Raw genomic sequence first — 21454 nt, forward strand, 5'->3', positions numbered from 1 at the left:
TGGTATATTCGCTGAATAAGATTACTCAAAGCAACAATTTTCTTAAATTGAGCGAAATATAATGTAATTATCACATGTTAAAAATCGAAATCCACTATCAATATTATTTTCTAAATACCATACTGGTCCAAGTTGGGGATATTCCTTAAGTTCACTAATTTTATCGAGAATTCCTTTTACTGTTTTTTCTGCTGCAATCGGATTATTCAAATCATCATAGATATAATCATAAATTCTATCCAAATCTTTTCTTGATTTTGGTGAGTAAAATATTTTAATCATTATCGAATCTCTTTTCAAAATGTTTTAGCATTTCATCTTCATCAATCCACCCTTCTTCATTAGCAGAAACAACACTTTCATTTAACATGCTCATAAGTTTCATCTCAGCAACAAGTTTATCGTACTTCATTGCTTTTTCATACATTTCCTCCTGTTCATTGTTATCCATAATGGTATAACAACCATGACCATTTTTTGTCAAATAAACAGGTGAACCAACAGATACTTTTTCTAACACTTGATTATAATTTCTTAAATCTGAAATAGGTTTAATAACTGGCATAGCAATCACTCCTTACATCATTATTATACGTATTTATTAAGAATAATTCAAAGTAATATTTTTAGAAGAATTCTACTAATAATTGGTTTTCCATTCTTTTATCTAAATGAAAACGGCAGAAATGACTACATGAATAAGACTGCACGCAGGGTGATTGATTACTGTATCAATCATGATATTAGAACTCTTGTTGTGGGATATAATGAAACATTTCAGAAGGATTCCAACATAGTCAAGTTTTTGGGATAAGGATGTCATACCAGTCTATAAGAGTGATGATACTGAAGAATACCATTTCAGTGGAAAGAGAATAAATCTTGGACAGTATAGAACAGCTAGTGGACAAGTTCTGAATGCAGATGTGAATGGTGCATTAAATATCATGCGTAAAAGTAGCGTTGTGGATGCAAATATTGTCTATACAGTAGAGACGAAGTGGACACGCAATAAGAATACGGAGTATTAAGTCGAGGTAGTTCACAAGTAGAAAATGTCATGCCCCTGTTGACATAACATATAAGCGACTGCCTGTCGCACAAAAAAAGAACCTCATAATGAGATTCTTATAAGAAAGTACTTTCATATTATCTAGAAGAACTTATATTCCTTTAATAGGGCTTCTAGATCAGAGCCCTCTATTCTTCTTAATAGTTCTTTTAAGACAAGACGTTTTGTGAATGACTGACTTTCCATGAAAGTCTCATCACCATATAAAGATGAGAAGACACTTAAATAGTCTTCAATAGAATAACGATAAGTAGGAATACTTCTAGTGATATGTAATAAACAATACACTGCATTCATTGCGGTATGTACGAGATAATCTAAGCTTCCTGGATATTCATAAGGTAATGAAACTCCTTCACCTATATAAGCATAATTTAATCCATTGATGTGTGCTTCACAATGAGTACTAGTATGAGTGTAAGAAACGGTAGAAGCAGACATCAATGAGAGTTCATTGATTTTATCTTGTGGAATACCTAAATGATAAAGCCATTCTGCACATATCTCATAGCCTTTACTTTCTAACATAGACTTTTCTACATAATCACCTGTTTTCTCTGGATGTAATCCATGAAGTAGAATGACACATTCATTCTCTTTCTGGTTCTTATAGTAAGGCTGTCTTGGTATTGTCCAGTTGAGTTCCCAGGCTGATTCATTAATTGGAATCACACCACCTGTAATATCTTCACCAGAAAGTGGATCTATTTGAAGTATATTTCTTAGGTAATGGATGATTTTCTCATCATGAGTTGTAATGACTGCATGGGCTATAGAATCTTTACTTTGACTTGTATGAATAAATAGAAGATCCTGTTTTGTCAGATCTATAGTTTCTTCCATACCTTCACTCTTAATTGTGAAAGCAGTCGCTTCATTGTCTTCTATTTCTACATGAGTGACTTCAGTATTGAAATGGAAGACTACATGATGTGCCTCTAGATATTCTATAATAGGTACAATCACTGATTCATATATACAATACTTAGGAGAAATCATGCTGTACGAGGTCAATATATGCATATAGCGATGTAATGTTACTTTAAAAGAATAAGCATCATTGACTGGAAATAAAGCATGCCAATAATAGTAGAAATCAGATTCCATAAAGTCCTGACTGAATACATCTTTAACCTGTTTATCTTCTAATTGTTCATCTGAAGTAAAGAAGAAATGAACAAGTTCTGATATTAATTGATCACTTAATTGTATATTATGAATAGTCTTCATAGGTGCATCATGATTTAAATAAGTCATTTCATCTAAAACAGTGAGTCCCTCTGTTTCTATAGAAGGTATAGAACGTAATATATCCCATAAATAAAGACTACGATTATCTACAAAGGAAAGATAAGACTCATAATGGTGAAATGAATCTACTGAATCTATAATATGAATATGTTCACCCTTTAATGAACCATCTCTCAATAAATAACAGGCAGTCACTAAGCTAGTAAAGTCACTTCCTAATATATATGCATTATGTGCATCAATGTTTTCTCTTTTTCTTGGCTTCACAAATAAATCCATGGCAATCCCCCCTATCCTCATAGTATAGAAAAAATAAAATATAAAAAAATAAACATCCCATACAAGATGTTTATTTTTTATACATTATAGTGTTTTTGTTTAAAAGGTTTCATAGCGTTTTAAGGCCGCTTTGATGTTTCCTTTGATTGCTTTATCTAGTTTACGGATAATAAGTTCTGGGTCCTGTCGCATATCATTATTGATCCATTCTAATGTAAGACCTACAAAAGAATACTTATAGAAATTCGCAAGGAACTCTTTGTCATCTTCTCTGACATTCATTCCTACAGCCTGTTCATCTACAACATCCTTTAATAACTTATATACAATTCTATAAAGATATGTTTCTACATGTTCACGACTAACAGAACGATAAACATTAGTGACAAATGGTTTGTTGTCTAAGATAGCACCAAAGAGTGCATAGAGACCTTCTTCCCATGTATTAGATGTTTTATGGCCCTGTAATACTTCTTCAGCATCCTGAATACATGACCATTCTACGAGATCATAAATATCCTGGAAATGATAATAGAAAGTCATACGGCTGATACCACAGTCTTCCGCAATATCATTAATAGTGATCTTATCAAGAGGCTTCTTTAATAATAAATGTTTCAATGACGCTTCAATAGCGCGTTTCGTAGTTTGTGACATTGTGGCCCTCCTTATATTCACTATTATGCACGTTGTTTTTATATTTTACAACAAAAACGTATAGATGATATTGATGATTGGCATAGTAATAATACATAAAAGAACAGATAATGCGTTAATAACTGAACTTTCAAAAGCATGATTATCATATAATTGCGCAAACTGAGTCACAGTAGAAGCTGCAGGGCCACTGGCTGCAAGTAATGAAATCATTAATACCTGTGATGCACTTGGGAATAGTTTTGTCATACCTGTAAAAATAAAAACTAATAAAATAATTGCTGGGAATACAACTAAACGAAGGAAACATACGACATAAGCACGGACATTGGTAAAGACTTCCTTCATATTCATACCAGCAAGTAACATTCCTACTACAAACATACTCAATGGTCCCATTAAGCTGCCCATCCCAGATACAGCACTCTGAAACATTGTAGGCAATTTAATCTGTAAGAAGAACATAATGATACCTGCTGCAATCGCAATCATGTTGATGTTCAATAAAATCTTCTTTAAATCAAAGTGTGTATCTTCACTAATAATGAACTTACAATGTGTCCACAATAATATAGTCTGTACAATCATATAACCTGAACAATAGAAAACCATTTCGTTCCCTAATACGATAGAAACAAGAGGAAGAATCAAGTTTCCACAGTTAGGATACATGATGGACATTGATTCAATCGCATTAAAATGACATTTCTTTGTGAGTATCTTAGCAAGTATATAATAAATAATATGTATAAGAATAGCTGCACCAATAGACAGTAAGAAACCTTTTAGCTTTTCTTCTGTCAAGTCAATCTGGAATGAATTGATGATTGCACAAGGTGCAGAAACATATAATACAATCTGTGATAAAAGTTTAGATTCTGATATTGTACATATATCTGTTTTAATCAGTACATATCCTACTCCTATCATAATAAATAAAGCTCCAATTTGTGTAGCAAGTGAAATAGCTAAATCCATATCTTTAACCCCCTAGAAGGCATCATACACTTATTATCTTCTAAAAGTTCTTTTTTGCATAAGATGAAAAAAGTGATTGTCACAATGATGTAAAAATTTTAATACATTGTATGTATGCATTATTCATTCTACAACACCTATTCAAATATATATACTTGTTGATATTATTATAATATAATATATTTATAAATCACTTAACATAAAGAGAAAGGAGAAAATCATGTCTACAAGTATTATTTACTTCTTAATTGTATTGATTCTACAGTTACTCTTATTCCTATTTATCAAACGTAATCATAATAATAGCGTACTACTTGTTTTGATTTCTTTAGGCATCTCTATATCTGCTGCAATATCTTTGTGGAACACAGCTATTCTTATAGATGAATTGGGTATAAGTTCCAGTGGTCTCGATACACTATTCTTCGGTATATCTATCATATTATCTTTAGTTAATATGTATACTGTACTCAAAGAGAAATAATCAGGCCATATAGTCATACGACTATATGGTCTTTTTGTAAAAGAAAACACCAAATAGATGCCCATTTGGTATTTCACATGATTTTACATATTTTCTTGTTCTTTCGCAGATTCCTGTAATAATTGATAGTTTTCCATGAACTCTTCACTATTACTCACATAAGCATAAGAAATATACTTATGCGCAATCTTAATCTTATGCTTACTTACTGCCTTGATTGATTTAATATCTTTTACCTCAATCATTTCTGGAAGTAATGCGACATATTTCCATGTATATATCATGATAATATCGCTATATAAGTGAAGATTATAGCCAGCAAGACAGATTAATGCGATAGTGATTGTCATAATAAGAGCTAAGACAAAACGCATCTGTGAATGCCATACAACTTTGGAATAAATAGATAATGCGAGTAATGCAGGAATCATAACAATCATAAATACTGTTACTCTAAAATCTTTGAATTTTTTCATTTTTTATCACCTTTTCACATTCTACATGGATTAAGGTCATTTGACAAGTTGTTGAATTTGTCTTACACTCATTTCATAAAAATATTGGAGGTATTCAATGAAAATCAAGAAATTTCTATCCGAACTACTTGGTACTTTCCTACTTGTATTTCTAGGTACTACAGCTTATGCATTACTTGGATCTACAGGATTAGGTTCTACATATAGTACAGTAGCAGGTATTATCGGTATTGCAGTTGTATTTGGTCTTGCAATGACATTTGTTTATTATATGTTCTCTTCTATTTCAGGAACACATGTCAATCCAGCAGTATCTGTCGCAATGTATTTTAATGGAGCTATCTCTCTCATAGAAATGATCCTTTATATTGTGGCACAACTATTAGGTGCACTTCTTGCAAGTGGATTACTACTTGGCATTCTTAAGTGTATTCCTAGTGTATCTATTACAACTTTAGGTGTTGGACAAACAGGATATAGTTCTTTAAGTATGATTTCATTAGATGTAAAAGGTGCTATTCTTATAGAATCTGTATTAACTTTTGTATTTGTATCAGTGTACTTACATGTAGTAAATGATGAAAGATTAGAAAAAATATCTGGATTATTAATCGGTGGTGCATTAACACTTGTCACAATTTTAGGTATCCCATTTACTGGTGCTTCTATTAACCCTGCAAGATCATTTGGTCCAGCAGTTATTATGAAGATACTTGGTAAAGGCACTGCACTTAATCAGTTATGGGTATTCTTATTATCACCACTTATTGGTGCTTTAGTCGCTTATATCGTTTATAAGTTATTAAAAGGTGAAAAGATTGCATAGCTAAACTGATTCAAAAATCTTTGGGCTGTAACGAATAGACAGTATTGACTACTACCTTGAGCGTTACAGCTCTTTTTCATATATACTCTCCTAAAAAGGTTATTCTCTTTTGCATGATGAATACTTTTTCATATTCTAGATGCACTTAAAAACATTAGAAAAGAGATAGCTTCCGCTATCTCCCAGGACCCCTGCTATAAGTTAGGATTATTATGTATATACTAGTAATTCGCTTATTTAACCTAGAATTTGAAGAAGTTTTTAATTTCATCCTTAAAGAAGTAGATAAGTAACACTGTATTTCCAACAAATGGAATTAAAAGACATGAGTGGAAAAATGTTGGTATTGAAACAAACTCAAATAGCGTATCTGCGATAGGGATTGCAACAATTGTTTGATCAGGATAAAAAGAAACTGCAATAAATAAAATCACATAAATAACAAAACAGAAAAGAAATTTTATTGTTTTAGTACTCATAAAATTATACCTCTATACATTAAGATTTAGATTTAACATCAATATAGGATGCTGGCGTCTTTTTGGAAATGTAGTTATATAAATCATATAATCCACTTGAATCAAAGTAATATGTTCTCATATGTTTTACCAAGAAATCTCCAGATATTCCAAAACGACTACATTTTTATATTGAGGTGGGGGGTTTCTGTCGTTTTCACTTAGATAAATGTAAACGCTTTCTACACTATATATTATACTGATACAAATAATATTAGTAAATAATTTACCAATTTTTATATATAAATTATTTTCAATAATCATAATCCTAAAGTATACTCACAAAATGTAGTTCATGCTTTTTATCACCTTAATCCTAGCTTTATCTTTGTGATAATAATTTCTTATTTTATAGAAATTCTATCATACGCATAATATAATTAATTTAAGGAGGATTTCGTTATGAAATATGTTGATAAGGTTTTAACAGAATTAAAAGAAAAGAATGCTGATCAGCCAGAATTCATCGAAGCGGCTACAAACATCTTAAAGAGTTTGGAACCAGTTATTGAAGCACACCCTGAATATGAAAATATGGCGATCCTTGAAAGATTTACTGAACCTGAAAGAGTTATTATGTTTAAAGTCCCTTGGGTTAATGATGAAGGTAAGACTATTGTGAACAGAGGTTACCGTGTACAGTTCTCTAGCGCAATCGGTCCTTACAAAGGTGGTTTAAGATTCCATCCGTCAGTAAACCTAGGTATTATTAAATTCTTAGGTCTTGAACAGATCTTAAAGAACTCTCTTACAACTTTACCTATCGGTGGTGGTAAAGGTGGTTCTGACTTTGACCCACAAGGTAAGAGCGATGCTGAAGTAATGCGTTTCTGTCAGTCATTCATGACTGAATTATACCGTCATATCGGTCCTAGCGTAGACGTACCTGCTGGTGATATCGGTGTAGGTGGAAGAGAAATTGGATACTTATTTGGACAGTATAAGAGAATTAAAGATGCTTATGAAAACGGTGTTTTAACTGGTAAGGCTTTACCATTTGGTGGAAGCTTAATTCGTCCTGAAGCGACTGGTTTTGGTGCTGTTTATTATGGTAATGAAGTATTAAAACATTTCAATGACAGCTATGAAGGCAAAACTATTGCATGTTCTGGATATGGTAACGTTGCATGGGGTGTTGCTCAGAAAGCAACTGAATTTGGTGCTAAGGTTGTTACTATCTCTGGTAGAGATGGTTATGTATATGATGCAGAAGGTGTCAATACTCAGGAAAAATGGGACTTCCTCGTTGAAATCAGAACTAAGAACGATGTTAAGTTAAAAGACTATGCTGAAAAGTTCGGTGCTGAATTCCATCCAGGAGAAAAACCTTGGGGTGTTAAGTGTGATATGGCATTCCCTTGTGCAACACAGAATGAAATCGAAGAAGAAGATGCTAAGAAGTTAGTAGAAAACGGATGTAAGTATATTATCGAAGGTGCTAATATGCCTACTACTCCAGAAGCTATTGCATACTTCACAGGTCATGAAGGTACTTTAGCTCCTGCAAAGGCAGCAAATGCTGGTGGTGTTGCAGTTTCTGCACTTGAAATGAGTCAGAACTCAATGCGTTATAGCTGGACTAAAGAAGAAGTAGATGCAAAACTACATACTATCATGGTAGATATCTACAATAACTCTGTTGCAGCAGCCGAAAAGTATGGCTTAGGTTATGACTTAATCAAAGGTGCAAATATTGCAGGATTTGAAAAAGTTGTAGATGCCATGATTGCTCAGGGTAACTATTAATATTAACGAGAGTTGTAAAGAAATCATTACAGCTCTTTTTTTACATTCAATTTTGTTTTTTTTGTAAAAATATGATTTATATTGAATAACTTTATTATAAAGTGTTATTTTTATATTAGATAATATAAAGGAGTGATTGATGTGATTAAAAGACTTCTCAAATGTTTTGTCTTTATCTCGTTGGTATTCTTACTGTGTATATCTGTATTAGATCATTCAGTTATGTATTTCTATACACAAAGTCAATCCGCTATTAATCATTCTAATCAAACACTGCTTGTATCCTTCAAATATGGTACAAGTAATGAAGAAAAAGAAGACATAGCCCAATACTTAGATAATAGAAATATCCCCTACTACTTCTCTAACTATGTGAATGACACATCACTTGTTTATGAAACAAGTACTAGTTTTCCTATCAAGCCCTCTATCAAGAAGTTTGGTTCTCCTCTAACAGGTTCACAAACAATCACATATAAGAGAATAAAGAACTGGCATCATATTTATGAAATTACTTTGCTAACAAATGATCAATCTATACAGCGTTACTTAAGTAATGATTCTAATATAATTGTGCAAAAGAATACTGTACATGAAGAAGAGTACTCTATTTCTCTTAAAGATATACTTATGAAATATTCTTTCCTCTATGTTGTATTGTTGTAATCTTTGTTTCTATTAAAAGTTTTAGATATGATTGATTATCAAAAACATATAGGTATCTATAAACTCCATGGAATCAATTCAAAGTCCATTCTCTATCAATTAGATCATCAAGAATGGTACAGTTTAGTATTCTTCTATTGGTTTGTATGTCTTATTACAGATTTTATGATTGGTTATAATGGGAATAATCATTGGATACTATTGAAGTATGAAGGACTGTTATTTCTTATTCTATTAGCCTTATATGCCCTTATAGAATTCATATTCTATCTATATATTTCTAGTCATTCAATTAAACAATATATCGTAGGTAGTCACCTCATAGATATGAAATCCTATGTCTTATTTGGTTTTAAAGTGATTGTAGTAGGTATATTATGTGTAATGACTTCTGTATTATATTCTTCTATCTCTAAAGCACAGTATGAATATAAGACTTTACAGTCAATAAAAGAAAAAACGCAGAATATGGTTGTCATTGATTCCTTTAAGGGAGAATATGTCACAGATCAGCAAGGCTGGAGTGATATATTAAAGAAACTACAAAACTTTATTGATTCACAGAATTCTCTCTATGTAGAATCTCAAGCGCAATTCGATGAAGATATTCTTCATAATATTCCTAATAGTGTACGTGTGAATCAGAATGTATTAGATATCTTTCATATCAAAGATATCAATAATCGTTCTATTAAACCTCAATCACAAACATTATTAGTACCACTATCAAGAAAAAATGATTCTTCAATTAAAGAATATGGTGATGGATATGCCATCCAATATATTAAGAATAATCAGAAGATTTATTCTTATTCTACCCATCATAAACATAACGGCTGGTTGATTAATTCTATTATTGTGATAGATGAAAACAATGATCCCTATCTTTATATGATTCCATCACATAATATCAATAAGAAGCTTAAAGAAGCGGGTATTCCACCTGTACTTAACTTCATAAAGCCTTACAATACACTAAATGAACAGCTAGAAGAACTCAATAAGACAATACAGAAAAACATTATCTCTATTCAATTAACTTCTATTTTGATGTTGATATTAATTTATGAATATATCTTCTTCTATTTCAAAAAATCAATTATGAAGATTTCTGTATTAAAGATTCATGGTATTTCTTTCTTCAAGAGATATCAGGAATATATTATGTTGGAAAGTATATGTTATGTGTTGCTACTTCTACTTTCATTATTTATTCATACTATTCATCCAATCATGATCATTATGATATTGATGGTAGATTGGCTTCTCTCTTTACTTCTCATTTATGCCTTAGAAAAGATCAAGGTAATTTCTTGTCTTAAAGGAGATGAATTAACATGAGTCTAAAAGTATCTCATTTATATAAAAGTTATGATAAACCTATTATCCAGGACTTTAGTTATACCTTTGAAGATAATCATATTTACGCGATTACTGGACCTTCAGGTTGTGGTAAAACTACATTATTATATCTATTAGGATTCTTAGAAAAGAAAGATCAAGGAAGCATACTTATAGATGATAAAGAACCCAAAAGTATTCAGAAACTTTATAAACATACTATTGGTTTCTTATTTCAGAATTATGCATTAATAGAGAATGAAACAATAGAACAGAATCTAAAGATGATTTTAAAGAAAGATCAATATTCTCTTATTCCTGAAGTATTAAAACAAGTCGGTATAGAAACACCAATAACACAAAAGATATATAAGTTATCAGGTGGACAGCAACAAAGAATTGCCCTGGCAAGACTCTTATTACATGATACAAAAATCATATTATGTGATGAACCAACGGGTAACCTAGATAAAGAAAATAGAGATATCGTCTTTGATATTCTCTATAAGTTATCTAGAAAAGGTAAGATAGTCATTATGGTCACACATGATTTGGAACTTGCTTCAAGATGTGATGAAGAAATTAAACTATAAGCTAAAAAGGTGGATTATTCAATTTCCACCTTTTTCTTATGATTATAGATTATACTTATTATAATATAACAGACTACCACCCCTGCAATCACAAACTTACATTCTTGAGAAAGATGACTTATTCTCAAAATCAGTAAAATCATAAATGTACTGATCATACAAATATTCTCTTGAAGTAATACTTTTGCGGATTTGTTTTTCTTCATACTTTCAATAAGTTCATAAATAACTACTATTGCATCAAAAATCAAAATAACTGCAGCTATTCCTAAACGATAGTTTAATGGAATCGTATCAAGATCATTAAATATCAGAAATAAGAATGTAATGATTGAACCAGTAAAATAATTCAAAATTTTTCTCATAATAGAACCTCTCTTACATATAATAGTATATTATTTTTTTATTAGACGCTAGGGATTGCGTCTGATTTCTTTTGTTTCTTTTTCTTTCTTCTCTCTTTAATATTATGAGTAATTGCGATTGCCTGGTAAATTATTACTGAACCTGATAATACTGCACCGATAATCGGATGTACAATACCTAAATGCAAAGGTATAAGAACAATAAGTGAAATAAGCACAAATATATCAGTTTGTAAAAATACTTCTTTTGCTTTGTTCTCTTTCATTCTGTCATTAAGAAGATATCTTAAAATGATTGCATCAAGCACAAAGAGTATAACTAATATAATTGATCGATTTTTTGATAATATTGTATAAGAATCACCAAACATCAAATATCATACTGTGAACGCAGTACTCAATCTAGTACATATTTTCATGATGTTTGTTTTTGTTGAAAATTTCATGATGAATCCTCCTATGAGAATCTATTATTTTTAGCTCCTCTTTTGCAAATGGGTAGTGATTATTCGCTTATTTACTATGTTTAGAGCTCATTGCATCTCGATATCGCACTCTTTTTGGCGACAAAACTGCCATTTCTATAAATTTCAATACCTTATCATACTTATCCTTTTGGTCATTCATAATCAGACAAAATAGATTCAGCCAGTCTTGGAGGTGTTCTTTGTCATAAGCTCCTTATTGTTTTAATAATAAATGAAGATTATTAACTGTATATAAAGGGTTGTCTTTATCTGATAGACCTTTGTTTCTCTTGTTGAGTATACTTCGCTTTCCAGTTCTAATTCTTCAATCAATATACTGTGAGAATGCTCATCATCATGCACTAATATAGAGTCTCTTGCAATATGCTTACTGTATGTTTCTTTTGTTTATAATTCAACTAGTCTTTATTAATGCCAACATTTTTTTAGAACATTTTTATATAAGTGGTTTTTTTCTTTATAAATTTTTTTCTGCTACTATCCTTATACGCATATGTTACGTATTTATAGTACATGTAGCCATCTGCATAATAGCGCTTTGTCTTAAAATATACAACTTTGTTGTTATTTAAAGAACGTACACTGTCAAGAAATGAAACAATTGTTACTGCTAATGATAAAGGCGGAACTGCACCTGCTATTGTAATCCAAAAAGATTTATAATTAGAAATCTTGTAAGTGTCACTATAAATTGTATCAAGATAATGATAAGTAAGTCTTGATGGATCAACACCTTTTGGAATAGGTACCCCTATACGTTTAACAGGTGTTGTTGTATTTTGCTGTGATGGGGTTACAACTGTTCCATCATCAAATTTTATTTTTGAAATTTTTCCGTTTTCAGCAATCAAATCAACTGTCTTGTTATTTTCTTTATCAAGGACTTGATAATCATTATCAATTTCGGTGATTTTATAAAATTCACCATCAAAAACAACGTTAGAATCTTCTGCAAATGCAAAGTTTATATTAGGCGATATGATTGAAACAGTTAAAACGATTGAAATTATAAATTTTAAAATTTTCATTATTTATTCCCCTTTCCTACTTCTTTCAATTTTCTGAATTCCCAGAAAATTCTTATAAATACTATGATTAATAAAACAAATTCTGCACCAACAAGAAATTTGTAAGTAGCACCAGACATATAAGAAGCACTCTCTGTTAATAAATGATGAAGAAACAAAATTATATATGCTGCGAGTGCTACCGAACATGCAAAAGACAAAAAGCGATAAATTTTCTCTGACTTATTCTTCATAAATTTCCCTCCTTTAAGATTGGTATTGTTTAAATATAAGGTTAAATATGGCATTAATCATCCATACTATAAGGTTTAGTACTAGATCACCAGCCACCATTTCCAAAACTATATGACTTATTTGGACCACTACCAAACTTCATTGTCAGGCTTCTATTACCATAACGTGAAGTTCCATTACTATTTCTTTGTAATGTATATTTAAAATATCCTTTAACTTTAGCTCCCGAAAATACTTTAGATGCTAATTTTCCAGTAGCATATCTACGGTATATATCTGAAACTGCGGTTTTAAAAGCAGCAACTGATACGCCACAAGCAGATACAGTAGCAGATACAGCCGCAATAGCTAATATAGTACCTGCTAAAACGCCGACAGTTTGAAAATCGACAGTAAAATTAGTTTTACAAGTAGCTGCATTTGAAACAGAACGCGCTCCATTAGGCTGAGTAGTAGTCACAACACAATCTTGAACTTCTCCATTAATTGTAAGTACTCCTGTAGTCTTATCATAGATAATATAATCCACATGCTTTGTTTCTTTGTTAATTACATCTACAAATCTTTTTTCATCATTTTCAAATATCTCATATGTGTAATTATCTAAAATCTGTTCTACAGTATTATCTGCATGAACACGACTCATTGGAACATTTAAGATCATTAGAAGTGATAAGACAATCATTATTATTTTTTTCATTATTTTTTACCTTTCTCTTTCTTTAATTTCCATCTAGATGTTAACTAAATATTATCCTATGATCTTCAAATTGCCTATAATTCTCGCATAAGAGACACATTTTCATGCATAAAAGACATTCCACAGAAATTACATTTCAATCCAATAAAATAATATGCTAAAATATTACAGAGGTGACGTTATGAATATACTGATTTGTGATGATAATACTGCTTTCGCAATGCAGCTACAAAAGGATATAAATGAATACTTTCATAATCCTAATATGATTACAAATATGATTACTGACCATTTTGATCAAATAGAAGGTACATATGATGTTATATTCATGGATATTGAATTAAATGATAAGAATGGTATTGAAATCGCAAAATATCATAAAAACAAGCATAACTGTCTGGTTATATTCACATCAAGTCACGAGAATCTTGTATTTAATACATTTCAGGTTGAGCCTTTTCAATTCATAAGAAAGAACCATTATGATTATGATAAAAATATTGTCTTTAAGCAGTTAAAAGAGAAACTACTCACTCTATATATCACTATTCCACTTAAAGACAGTAAACGTTCATTACAGATTCCTATTCAAGATATCTATTCAGTTGTTTCTATTGGTCATGATCTCGTTGTCCATACACCTAAAGAAGACTATATGACAACTGGTACTCTTAAAGATTTCTGTAATGATTATATCAATACAACACTCATTCAGATTCAAAAAAATATGATTATTAATCTCCAATATGTAGAAGATTACAATCGTAATATCATCCTATATAATAATGAAAATCTGACTGTAGGACGTATCTATAAGAACAACTTTTTACACCACTACAAGGAGTATATTAAGCTATGATATTTGATTTCTTATTTTCAGTTATAAGTACTGCAATGCTTTGTTTTTGCATCAGCAGTATTTTAATACCCGAAAAAAAGTATTCCTACACTATTCTTTGTACTCCTCTTACTCTCATAGAAATGTTTATTTTTACCTATTCTTCTCTCCTCAATAACTTTTTATTGATTATTCTTATATGTGTAACACATGCATGTACGCTTTATATTCATAAATATAAAGCTGTGATCTATAGTATTTCTACAACACTTCTATTCTTTACTGCTTTACTTTTTGTGAATCTTTTATTTGTTCGTTTATTTTCTATATTGAATATAAGCGATTTTTATGGACTTCCTTTTGGAATTCTATATTGTATGATTGCCTTGGGATTATTAAAGATATTAAAATACAACAAAAATAATCTTTCCTTCCTTGAAGAAAATAAGACCTTTGGTCTAATTGGGATTATATTACTTGTATTGATTTCTTTACTCATGCAGGCTCTTTCTTTTATTAGACTACCCCAATCTACAATCATCTTAATGACTGTATTGGTATTTGTATTAAGTTTATTATTTCTTTTTCTATTCTTCCAATATAGACAGAATTACTTAGAGAAAGAGAAGTTAAAAATACAAAGAGAAAATAATGACCGAATTAATCATATATATGATTCTTTACTAAAGAAAGAACATCGTATGCTTTATGTATTAAGAAAGCTTGATCATGTAAATTCTGATGAAGAAACACATCTGTTTATTGAGAAAGAGATAGATGATTTAATGCATAAACAATATGTATCTCATACTAATAATCCTATCTTTGATCATAGATTAACTATTCTTATGCAGAGTTTGGAAGATTATGATATTAAGATGATAGTCATGATTCCTGTTGATGCACGTTTGGATAATACAGATATTATTGAACAGATGGAAATATTCATTAGAGAACATGTAACAGATCATACAGAAATAAGATTAAAGGTTCAAGATAATCAATTCATTATAAATTGTAATGACAAAACTAAAAATATCCGCTTAAAAACGCCTCATTAACGAGGCGTTTTATAGATTATAGGATACAATATACAGCTTATAACGCTGAGCCACTACAATCAGTGATCTTCCTACGTCACTTTTCTTATAATACTTATAATCTTGTGTGAAGTCTGGCAACTGCTTTTCTGACACTTTTGCTTCTATGATATATTTATTGAATTCTTCTTCTATTTCATTATTCTTCTTATTACTTAGTGTAATAGGAAGTTTTTTGTTTTTAACTTCCTGTACTTCATAATATATTCCATCATTCGTAAATGAAGGAGAAGGTTTTACTTGATAGACAGTTTTGTTTTCTGAAGGGAAGTCGATATTCCAGTTTTCAGATATATAATTCATATTCTGATAATGAAGAAGCGTAGAGACAATCACAACAATAATAAGTGTTATAAGAATGATTAGTATTTTCTTGAGTTTCATCATTTCACTCCTTTCCATACTTCAACTCTATATGAGATATGATTTAATGCCTATAATTCTTGCACAAGAGACATAAATTCTAGCATAAAAGACATTGAAAAAGTGCAGCCTAAGCTGCACTCTATTATAAGTCTACACCATAATCAGTGACTACAACCTGTCCTGTAATAGGTGCTGCATCATCACTTGCTAAAAACAAAGTCACTCTTGCAACATCTTCTGGACTACATGGTTTTAGTGATAAATCACTATGAGCACTCATAGCACCCATCATCTTCATATCCATTGTATCAGGTGTTAAACCTGCTGCCATATCTGTAGTGATACTACCAGGACAAATCACATTACAACGAATATTTTCTTTCGCAAAACGCATTGCAGTATGTTTAGTTACACCAATAATAGCTGCTTTTGTAGAAACATAAACTGCTCCTCCAGCACCAAACTGACCTGCAACACTTGCAATATTTACAATAGAAGCACCACTTGTCATAACCTTTAATGCTTCAGACATACAATACATTGTACCCTTCTGGTTAATATCAATTACTCTATTTAAGTCATCATAATCAATACGATCAATCGCATTTAATCCTTTATCAAGTACACCTGCATTATTCACTAATACATCTACTTTACCAAATGTTTCTACAGTTTTAGAAACTAAGTTCTTTACATCATCAATCTTAGAAATATCAGTAGGTACACATAATACAGTACCTCCTGCTTCTTCAATTTCTTTACCTACTTCTTCTAATACTTCTTTTCTTCTTGCTGAAATAACAACCTTTGCACCTTCACTTGCAAATAATTTTGCAATAGCTTTACCAACACCTGCGTTACCGCCTGTAACGATAGCGACTTTATTATCTAATTTACCCATATTCAAGCCTCCTTGTTAAAATAGTAACATAACTGTAAGCGTATTCATAGAGTAGATAATCAAATTCATCTGTTTTTATATAAAAAAAAACCTCAAGAATAATCTTGAAGTGTTTGAGATATTACTGTTCTTCTGGTAATTCCTTTAGATCATTATCACCAGTTACATAGTGTAAGATAGTCTTTGCAGCAGTTCTAGGACCATCATATTCCTGACCCTTAATACCAAGTCTTGTACGAAGTACACCAACCTGTACACCCTGTTCAAACATCTTATGGAAGAATTCCTGTAATAATGGTTCTGTCTGTTCTTTTCTCTGAACTGGACCAAATGGGTTTGCGAAATAAGAGCCAACTAAACCATATTCAGTAGTAGTACCCTTAGCCATACGGTTACCAGCTCTGAATACCTTTAATGCATCTTCTTCATTATCAAAGAATTCTAAGGCTTCACCTTCAGCTTCATAGTTATTAGCATATAAGAAGATATCTACATCATGATCAGCGATAACATCCTTATAATCAGTAATAGGAATTACGATACGAGCATTTACTTTATCTGGGTTCATGAATACAGATCTATCTAATTCCTTAAAGCTGTAACCAGCATCTAAGTCATCAAGACGAACGAAGGCACCAACTTCTGTACCTGAAGTCTTTACTTTACCATCAACTAATGATAAGCAACCCATATCATCATAGATAGTCTTGATATCTTCGATATAAGCTTCACCATAAGCCTTAATTTGTTCAATAGTTTCTGATTTACCAGCACCAGAGTCACCCATTACAACGATATTCTTTTCAGAACCATCATGTAACTTCATCTGGATCATAGCACCATGGATAGGTAATTTATGGTGGTTGATGTTAGATACGTTGTGAAGTGTTAAACACATCTTCTTCATATATCCGAAGTAATCGAATTCATCACTTGCTGATAGTTTAGCAACCATCATATCGTTCTTGTCATCCTGGAAGAATGACTGATCCTTCTTACCATCTTCATAACCATATACATATACTAGATCTGGTTTATTATGTCTATATTCTGATTCATCAGCAAGTTCAAATAAGTTACATAAAGTAACACCCTGTGCCATGAACTTAGTATTGAAGTAAACGAAACATAATAACTTACCAACCTTTGCAGGGTAACATAACCACTGATCAGGATTAAATGTTAAGTCAGTGACTGGATTTGTTCTACTTTCTGGGAATACACCATCTCTTTTGTTTCTCTTAGAATAAGTGATAAATGGTGGATGAATAACAACCTGTTCAATGAATGGAACATCCTTTAAACATTCATAATCATCAGGTAAACCTGTAGTTAAGTGAGTAACAGTTAAACCAGCATTCACACCTGCTGTAATCTGTCTTAATACCTTATCGTTCTTACCTACAGCTCTCTGCATTGAACGATATACTTCTAATACAAGTTTTTCAAATTCTTCCTGAGCATCAGCGAACTGTACACTCTGGTAACCTGATTTCTTTGAGTCATTGAAAACAATTGCATATCTCTGAAGTTTTCTCCAGTATAAATAAATGTCTTCAATTAACTTTACGAACATATCACGATCTTCAAAATACACTGCATATTCTGGTCTTAATGCACAAACCTGTTCTGCATCAAGTACAAGTAATAACTTGAAAATGCTTCTTAAATCTCCTAATAAGAAGAAATCATCCGCATTGCGTTCATGTAAATAAATATATAACTGTGTTTCTAATCTGCGCTGATTCTTAATGAATTTCTCCAATACTTTAGAGAAAGATTCACTTTCCACTAATTCACATCTACTCTGACAGAATTCTTCAGAGAAGTTTAAGATTGCATTACCTCTAGTAATTTCGAATTTCTTAGCCATTTTTTCATCCTTTCTAAATAGATTATGTTAGCTCCTATCTACTTTACCCCATAATAACAGAGAAATTTACAATATGCAAAGCCTAATTTTGTAATTATCATATGTAAGCGTTATTATTTATGGAATTTAGTAAATTCCTATTTTTGGCTTGCTAAGTTAGTGAAATCTAATCTGTAATATAAAAAAGACCTTTACTAGAAGGCCTTAAAGAATACTTTACCAACTATTTCTTTCTTAAAAGAAACAGCACCTATATAACGGGAATCTGTAGAATGGTTTCTATTATCCCCCATAATAAAGACATCACCTTTAGGAACTGTATAAGTCCAATTACTGTCTGTCATTTGTTCATTGATATATATTTCATTGACTTTCTTACCATTACGGTAGAGTTCATGATCAATACATTCTATTGTATCACCCTGCTTGCCAATGACTCTTTTAATGATCTGTCTCTGCTGTCCTAATATATTACATTTCGCAATGACAACATCACCATATTTTACATCATCATAATGATAGAACTGCTTATTAACTAAAACAATGTTCCCTTCATGATAATTAGGTTCCATAGATTGTCCTTCTACATGAGAAATCTGGACAAAGAATAAGAAACCATATGTAAGAACTACTGTCACAAGAATTACTTTTACATATTCTAATACTGTTTGTTTCATATTTTTCATTTTAATCACCGAAACGATTATACCATAGTTTTAGGATAATTCCTTGAATAAACTAAAAATAAAGGGAATAGGAATAATACTTGCACATAAATCAGCTATAGGCTGAGATAAGGCTAAACCTGTAATACCCCATATGTGAGGCAATAGAATGACTAGTGGGATAAAAGCCAAACCACTTCTTAAAGCAGCTAGGAATGTCGCTATGACGCTTCTACCAATACTTTGGAACAACATATTTGTGCCAATACTAATAGCCATAAAGAATATCGCAATACATTCAAATTTCATCGCAAGCTGCGCAATAGAGAGTACTTGACTATCCTGTGTAAAGAGTAAGAGAAGCGGTTTTGTAAAGCATAAACAGATGACACTAATAATACTTAATAGAATAGTAGAAAGAGTCACAGTGAAGATAAATGCCTGTTTCAAACGGTCATATCGTTTAGCACCATAGCTAAATGCTGATACTGGCTGGAAACCCTGACCTATTCCTACTCCTACTGAGAAGATGAGATTAGATATACGACTCACAACACTCATGGCCGCAATTGCTTCATCTCCATAGATTCCTGCCGCAAAGTTAAGAGTCATAACACTGATACTATTTAATCCCTGACGACATAATGAAATATGCGCATAAAAATATAATCACCAAAGATATTAATAATAGAACCAGATGTGAGTCCAATCATTGCAAGTGATGCCTGTCCTTCATATCTTAGTATATTATTCATCACACATGATAAAGTCATAGCAGGTGCTGCAATCAAAATAAAGATGGCATAGGCTCTTGCATAAGGTAGGATAGTTGAAGTAGAGCCCATCAAATACATAAGTGGATCTAGGAATATAATACCTAGTATCGCAATCAAAGCACAAAAAAAGAGTGAGCCAAAAAAGCTTGTAGATGCAAATATACGTGCTTCTTCTACTCTTTTTGCCCCTAGTCTTCTTGATATATTTGCGCCTGCTCCATGTCCAAACATAAAGCCAAAGGCTTGTAATATCGCCATCAATCCAAAAACAATCCCTACTGCACCTGTAGCACTTGTACCTACTGTAGAGACAAAGTACGTATCAGCCATGTTATAGATATTAGTAACCAACATTGAGATTGTTGTTGGTAATGCGAGAGTAAGTATCAGAGAAGGGATTGGCTGCTTGATCATTCTCTCATACTGTGATTCATATTGTGCCATAAAATTCTCCCCTTTTGAATATTTATTATAAAACCACTTCACACTTAAAACAATCAAGGTTCACTTTCTGAAAAAATTGTGATAATGTAAGAGATGCGAGGTATGAGAAAATGTATAAAAAAATATTAACACTAATATTATGTGCTTTCTTTGTATTAACTGGATGTTCTTCTAAAACAGCTGTTAAATCACAAGCGAGTACATATGCAGTACTTACTAAAAAGAAAAAGAGTGAGCTTCTTAAAATGAAGAAGCATTATGATCTTATTGTAGTGAGAAGTAAAGGTTTAACTACAGAAGATATGAAGGTTTTAAGAAAGAAGTCTAAACAGATTTATTTCTATATGAATTTAAAGAAACCACATCATAAAGCTGAAGAGTTAAAGGCTAATGGTATTTTTATTAGTAAGATTGATGATGCAGATGCATTAGATGCTCTTATTAAAGAAGCAAATCAGAATAAGTTAAAAGTCATTGTGAATAATGCCTATGATTATAGAGAAACTGTTTATAAGAATTCTAAGATGGTTGCAGGTGTAAACCAGACTTGTATGATGACTAAGAAACAAGGTAAAAAATATGTAAAACAGGATACTGAAGTATCAACACGCTTAAAGAAATATTTAAATACATGCCAGGAAAAAGGTATTGCGACTTATTTAGTAGAGTATACTAAAAATACTGACTGGAGAGCTGCAATCAATGCTTATTGTAAGAAGCATCATATTACTTACTACAATCCAACTATTAAGTAAGACACATGGGTAATTTAAAATAACTAGGGGTTTC

At 31.4% G+C, this 21454-nt stretch carries 26 protein-coding genes; 9 read left to right on the forward strand and 17 right to left on the reverse strand.

Features of this window, described 5'->3' with window-relative positions:
* Positions 1 to 42 precede the first annotated feature (42 nt).
* From QVO42_RS00750 to QVO42_RS00770, 5 genes are all read right to left on the reverse strand, one after another.
* Positions 43 to 282 carry a type II toxin-antitoxin system RelE/ParE family toxin gene (locus QVO42_RS00750; RefSeq protein ID WP_022424282.1) on the reverse strand — a complete coding sequence of 80 codons (240 nt, stop codon included), beginning with the start codon at positions 280 to 282 and terminating at the stop codon, positions 43 to 45.
* Positions 275 to 565 (reverse strand): prevent-host-death family protein, encoded by a 291-nt coding sequence (locus QVO42_RS00755; RefSeq protein WP_022424283.1) that lies wholly within the window; start codon positions 563 to 565, stop codon positions 275 to 277. The genes QVO42_RS00750 and QVO42_RS00755 overlap by 8 nt, the downstream gene beginning before the upstream one ends.
* Before the next feature lie 588 nt (positions 566 to 1153).
* A complete protein-coding gene (locus tag QVO42_RS00760; protein WP_022424284.1) occupies positions 1154 to 2602 on the reverse strand; it encodes an oleate hydratase in 1449 nt (482 codons plus the stop codon).
* Positions 2603 to 2701: 99 nt separating this feature from the next.
* The gene (locus tag QVO42_RS00765; RefSeq protein ID WP_022424285.1) at positions 2702 to 3259 is read right to left on the reverse strand and encodes a TetR/AcrR family transcriptional regulator; all 558 of its coding nucleotides are present in this window, start codon (positions 3257 to 3259) and stop codon (positions 2702 to 2704) included.
* A gap of 45 nt (positions 3260 to 3304) precedes the next feature.
* Positions 3305 to 4237: an AEC family transporter gene (locus QVO42_RS00770; RefSeq protein ID WP_022424286.1), complete on the reverse strand. Its 933-nt coding sequence runs from the start codon at positions 4235 to 4237 to the stop codon at positions 3305 to 3307.
* A 220-nt stretch (positions 4238 to 4457) separates the two neighbouring features.
* Between QVO42_RS00770 and QVO42_RS00775 the strand changes: the two genes are divergently transcribed.
* Entirely contained in the window at positions 4458 to 4721 is a 264-nt protein-coding gene (locus tag QVO42_RS00775) for a hypothetical protein (RefSeq protein ID WP_022424287.1), read from the forward strand.
* Between the two features lie 83 nt (positions 4722 to 4804).
* On the opposite strand, the gene QVO42_RS00780 is transcribed toward QVO42_RS00775, so the two are convergent.
* Positions 4805 to 5197 carry a hypothetical protein gene (locus QVO42_RS00780; RefSeq protein ID WP_022424288.1) on the reverse strand — a complete coding sequence of 131 codons (393 nt, stop codon included), beginning with the start codon at positions 5195 to 5197 and terminating at the stop codon, positions 4805 to 4807.
* A gap of 97 nt (positions 5198 to 5294) precedes the next feature.
* Between QVO42_RS00780 and QVO42_RS00785 the strand changes: the two genes are divergently transcribed.
* The 5 genes from QVO42_RS00785 to QVO42_RS00805 all read left to right on the forward strand — a co-directional run bounded on the left by QVO42_RS00785 (position 5295) and on the right by QVO42_RS00805 (position 10887).
* Positions 5295 to 6023, forward strand: coding sequence for an MIP/aquaporin family protein (locus QVO42_RS00785; RefSeq protein ID WP_022424289.1), 729 nt, complete (start codon positions 5295 to 5297; stop codon positions 6021 to 6023).
* A 920-nt stretch (positions 6024 to 6943) separates the two neighbouring features.
* Entirely contained in the window at positions 6944 to 8287 is a 1344-nt protein-coding gene (gdhA, locus tag QVO42_RS00790; protein ID WP_022424291.1) for an NADP-specific glutamate dehydrogenase, read from the forward strand.
* Between the two features lie 141 nt (positions 8288 to 8428).
* On the forward strand, positions 8429 to 8953 hold the full coding sequence (locus QVO42_RS00795) for a hypothetical protein (protein WP_022424292.1): 525 nt from the start codon (positions 8429 to 8431) through the stop codon (positions 8951 to 8953).
* 27 nt (positions 8954 to 8980) lie between these two features.
* Positions 8981 to 10294, forward strand: coding sequence for a DUF1430 domain-containing protein (locus QVO42_RS00800; RefSeq protein ID WP_022424293.1), 1314 nt, complete (start codon positions 8981 to 8983; stop codon positions 10292 to 10294).
* Positions 10291 to 10887 carry an ATP-binding cassette domain-containing protein gene (locus QVO42_RS00805; RefSeq protein WP_022424294.1) on the forward strand — a complete coding sequence of 199 codons (597 nt, stop codon included), beginning with the start codon at positions 10291 to 10293 and terminating at the stop codon, positions 10885 to 10887. The genes QVO42_RS00800 and QVO42_RS00805 overlap by 4 nt, the downstream gene beginning before the upstream one ends.
* Before the next feature lie 14 nt (positions 10888 to 10901).
* On the opposite strand, the gene QVO42_RS00810 is transcribed toward QVO42_RS00805, so the two are convergent.
* The 5 genes from QVO42_RS00810 to QVO42_RS00830 all read right to left on the reverse strand — a co-directional run bounded on the left by QVO42_RS00810 (position 10902) and on the right by QVO42_RS00830 (position 13702).
* On the reverse strand, positions 10902 to 11252 hold the full coding sequence (locus QVO42_RS00810) for a hypothetical protein (RefSeq protein WP_022424295.1): 351 nt from the start codon (positions 11250 to 11252) through the stop codon (positions 10902 to 10904).
* A 41-nt stretch (positions 11253 to 11293) separates the two neighbouring features.
* Positions 11294 to 11518 carry a hypothetical protein gene (locus QVO42_RS00815; RefSeq protein WP_288163504.1) on the reverse strand — a complete coding sequence of 75 codons (225 nt, stop codon included), beginning with the start codon at positions 11516 to 11518 and terminating at the stop codon, positions 11294 to 11296.
* Positions 11519 to 12165: 647 nt separating this feature from the next.
* Complete coding sequence (locus QVO42_RS00820; RefSeq protein WP_022424297.1) at positions 12166 to 12768, reverse strand: hypothetical protein; 603 nt, start codon at positions 12766 to 12768, stop codon at positions 12166 to 12168.
* Positions 12768 to 13001, reverse strand: coding sequence for a hypothetical protein (locus QVO42_RS00825; RefSeq protein ID WP_022424298.1), 234 nt, complete (start codon positions 12999 to 13001; stop codon positions 12768 to 12770). Before QVO42_RS00825 ends, QVO42_RS00820 begins: the two co-directional genes overlap by 1 nt.
* Before the next feature lie 86 nt (positions 13002 to 13087).
* Positions 13088 to 13702, reverse strand: coding sequence for a hypothetical protein (locus QVO42_RS00830; protein WP_022424299.1), 615 nt, complete (start codon positions 13700 to 13702; stop codon positions 13088 to 13090).
* 181 nt (positions 13703 to 13883) lie between these two features.
* On the opposite strand from QVO42_RS00830, the gene QVO42_RS00835 reads away from it, so the two are divergent.
* Positions 13884 to 14561, forward strand: a complete 678-nt coding sequence (locus tag QVO42_RS00835; RefSeq protein WP_022424300.1) for a LytR/AlgR family response regulator transcription factor — start codon at positions 13884 to 13886, stop codon at positions 14559 to 14561.
* A gap of 356 nt (positions 14562 to 14917) precedes the next feature.
* A complete protein-coding gene (locus tag QVO42_RS00840) occupies positions 14918 to 15601 on the forward strand; it encodes a hypothetical protein (RefSeq protein WP_288163505.1) in 684 nt (227 codons plus the stop codon).
* Between the two features lie 9 nt (positions 15602 to 15610).
* On the opposite strand, the gene QVO42_RS00845 is transcribed toward QVO42_RS00840, so the two are convergent.
* From QVO42_RS00845 to QVO42_RS00870, 6 genes are all read right to left on the reverse strand, one after another.
* A complete protein-coding gene (locus tag QVO42_RS00845; protein ID WP_022424302.1) occupies positions 15611 to 16024 on the reverse strand; it encodes a hypothetical protein in 414 nt (137 codons plus the stop codon).
* A gap of 124 nt (positions 16025 to 16148) precedes the next feature.
* The gene (locus QVO42_RS00850; RefSeq protein WP_022424303.1) at positions 16149 to 16907 is read right to left on the reverse strand and encodes an SDR family NAD(P)-dependent oxidoreductase; all 759 of its coding nucleotides are present in this window, start codon (positions 16905 to 16907) and stop codon (positions 16149 to 16151) included.
* A gap of 121 nt (positions 16908 to 17028) precedes the next feature.
* A complete protein-coding gene (locus QVO42_RS00855) occupies positions 17029 to 18780 on the reverse strand; it encodes a hypothetical protein (RefSeq protein ID WP_022424304.1) in 1752 nt (583 codons plus the stop codon).
* 194 nt (positions 18781 to 18974) lie between these two features.
* A complete protein-coding gene (gene lepB, locus QVO42_RS00860; RefSeq protein ID WP_022424305.1) occupies positions 18975 to 19466 on the reverse strand; it encodes a signal peptidase I in 492 nt (163 codons plus the stop codon).
* 30 nt (positions 19467 to 19496) lie between these two features.
* Positions 19497 to 20057 (reverse strand): MATE family efflux transporter, encoded by a 561-nt coding sequence (locus QVO42_RS00865; RefSeq protein ID WP_022424306.1) that lies wholly within the window; start codon positions 20055 to 20057, stop codon positions 19497 to 19499.
* Between the two features lie 14 nt (positions 20058 to 20071).
* Complete coding sequence (locus QVO42_RS00870) at positions 20072 to 20665, reverse strand: MATE family efflux transporter (protein ID WP_022424307.1); 594 nt, start codon at positions 20663 to 20665, stop codon at positions 20072 to 20074.
* Between the two features lie 110 nt (positions 20666 to 20775).
* Between QVO42_RS00870 and QVO42_RS00875 the strand changes: the two genes are divergently transcribed.
* Positions 20776 to 21420, forward strand: coding sequence for a hypothetical protein (locus QVO42_RS00875; RefSeq protein WP_022424308.1), 645 nt, complete (start codon positions 20776 to 20778; stop codon positions 21418 to 21420).
* Positions 21421 to 21454: the final 34 nt, after the last annotated feature.

The sequence above is a fragment of the Catenibacterium sp. CAG:290 genome (genome assembly GCF_000437715.1).
Classification (GTDB): Bacteria; Bacillota_I; Bacilli_A; order Erysipelotrichales; family Coprobacillaceae; genus Catenibacterium; species Catenibacterium mitsuoka_A.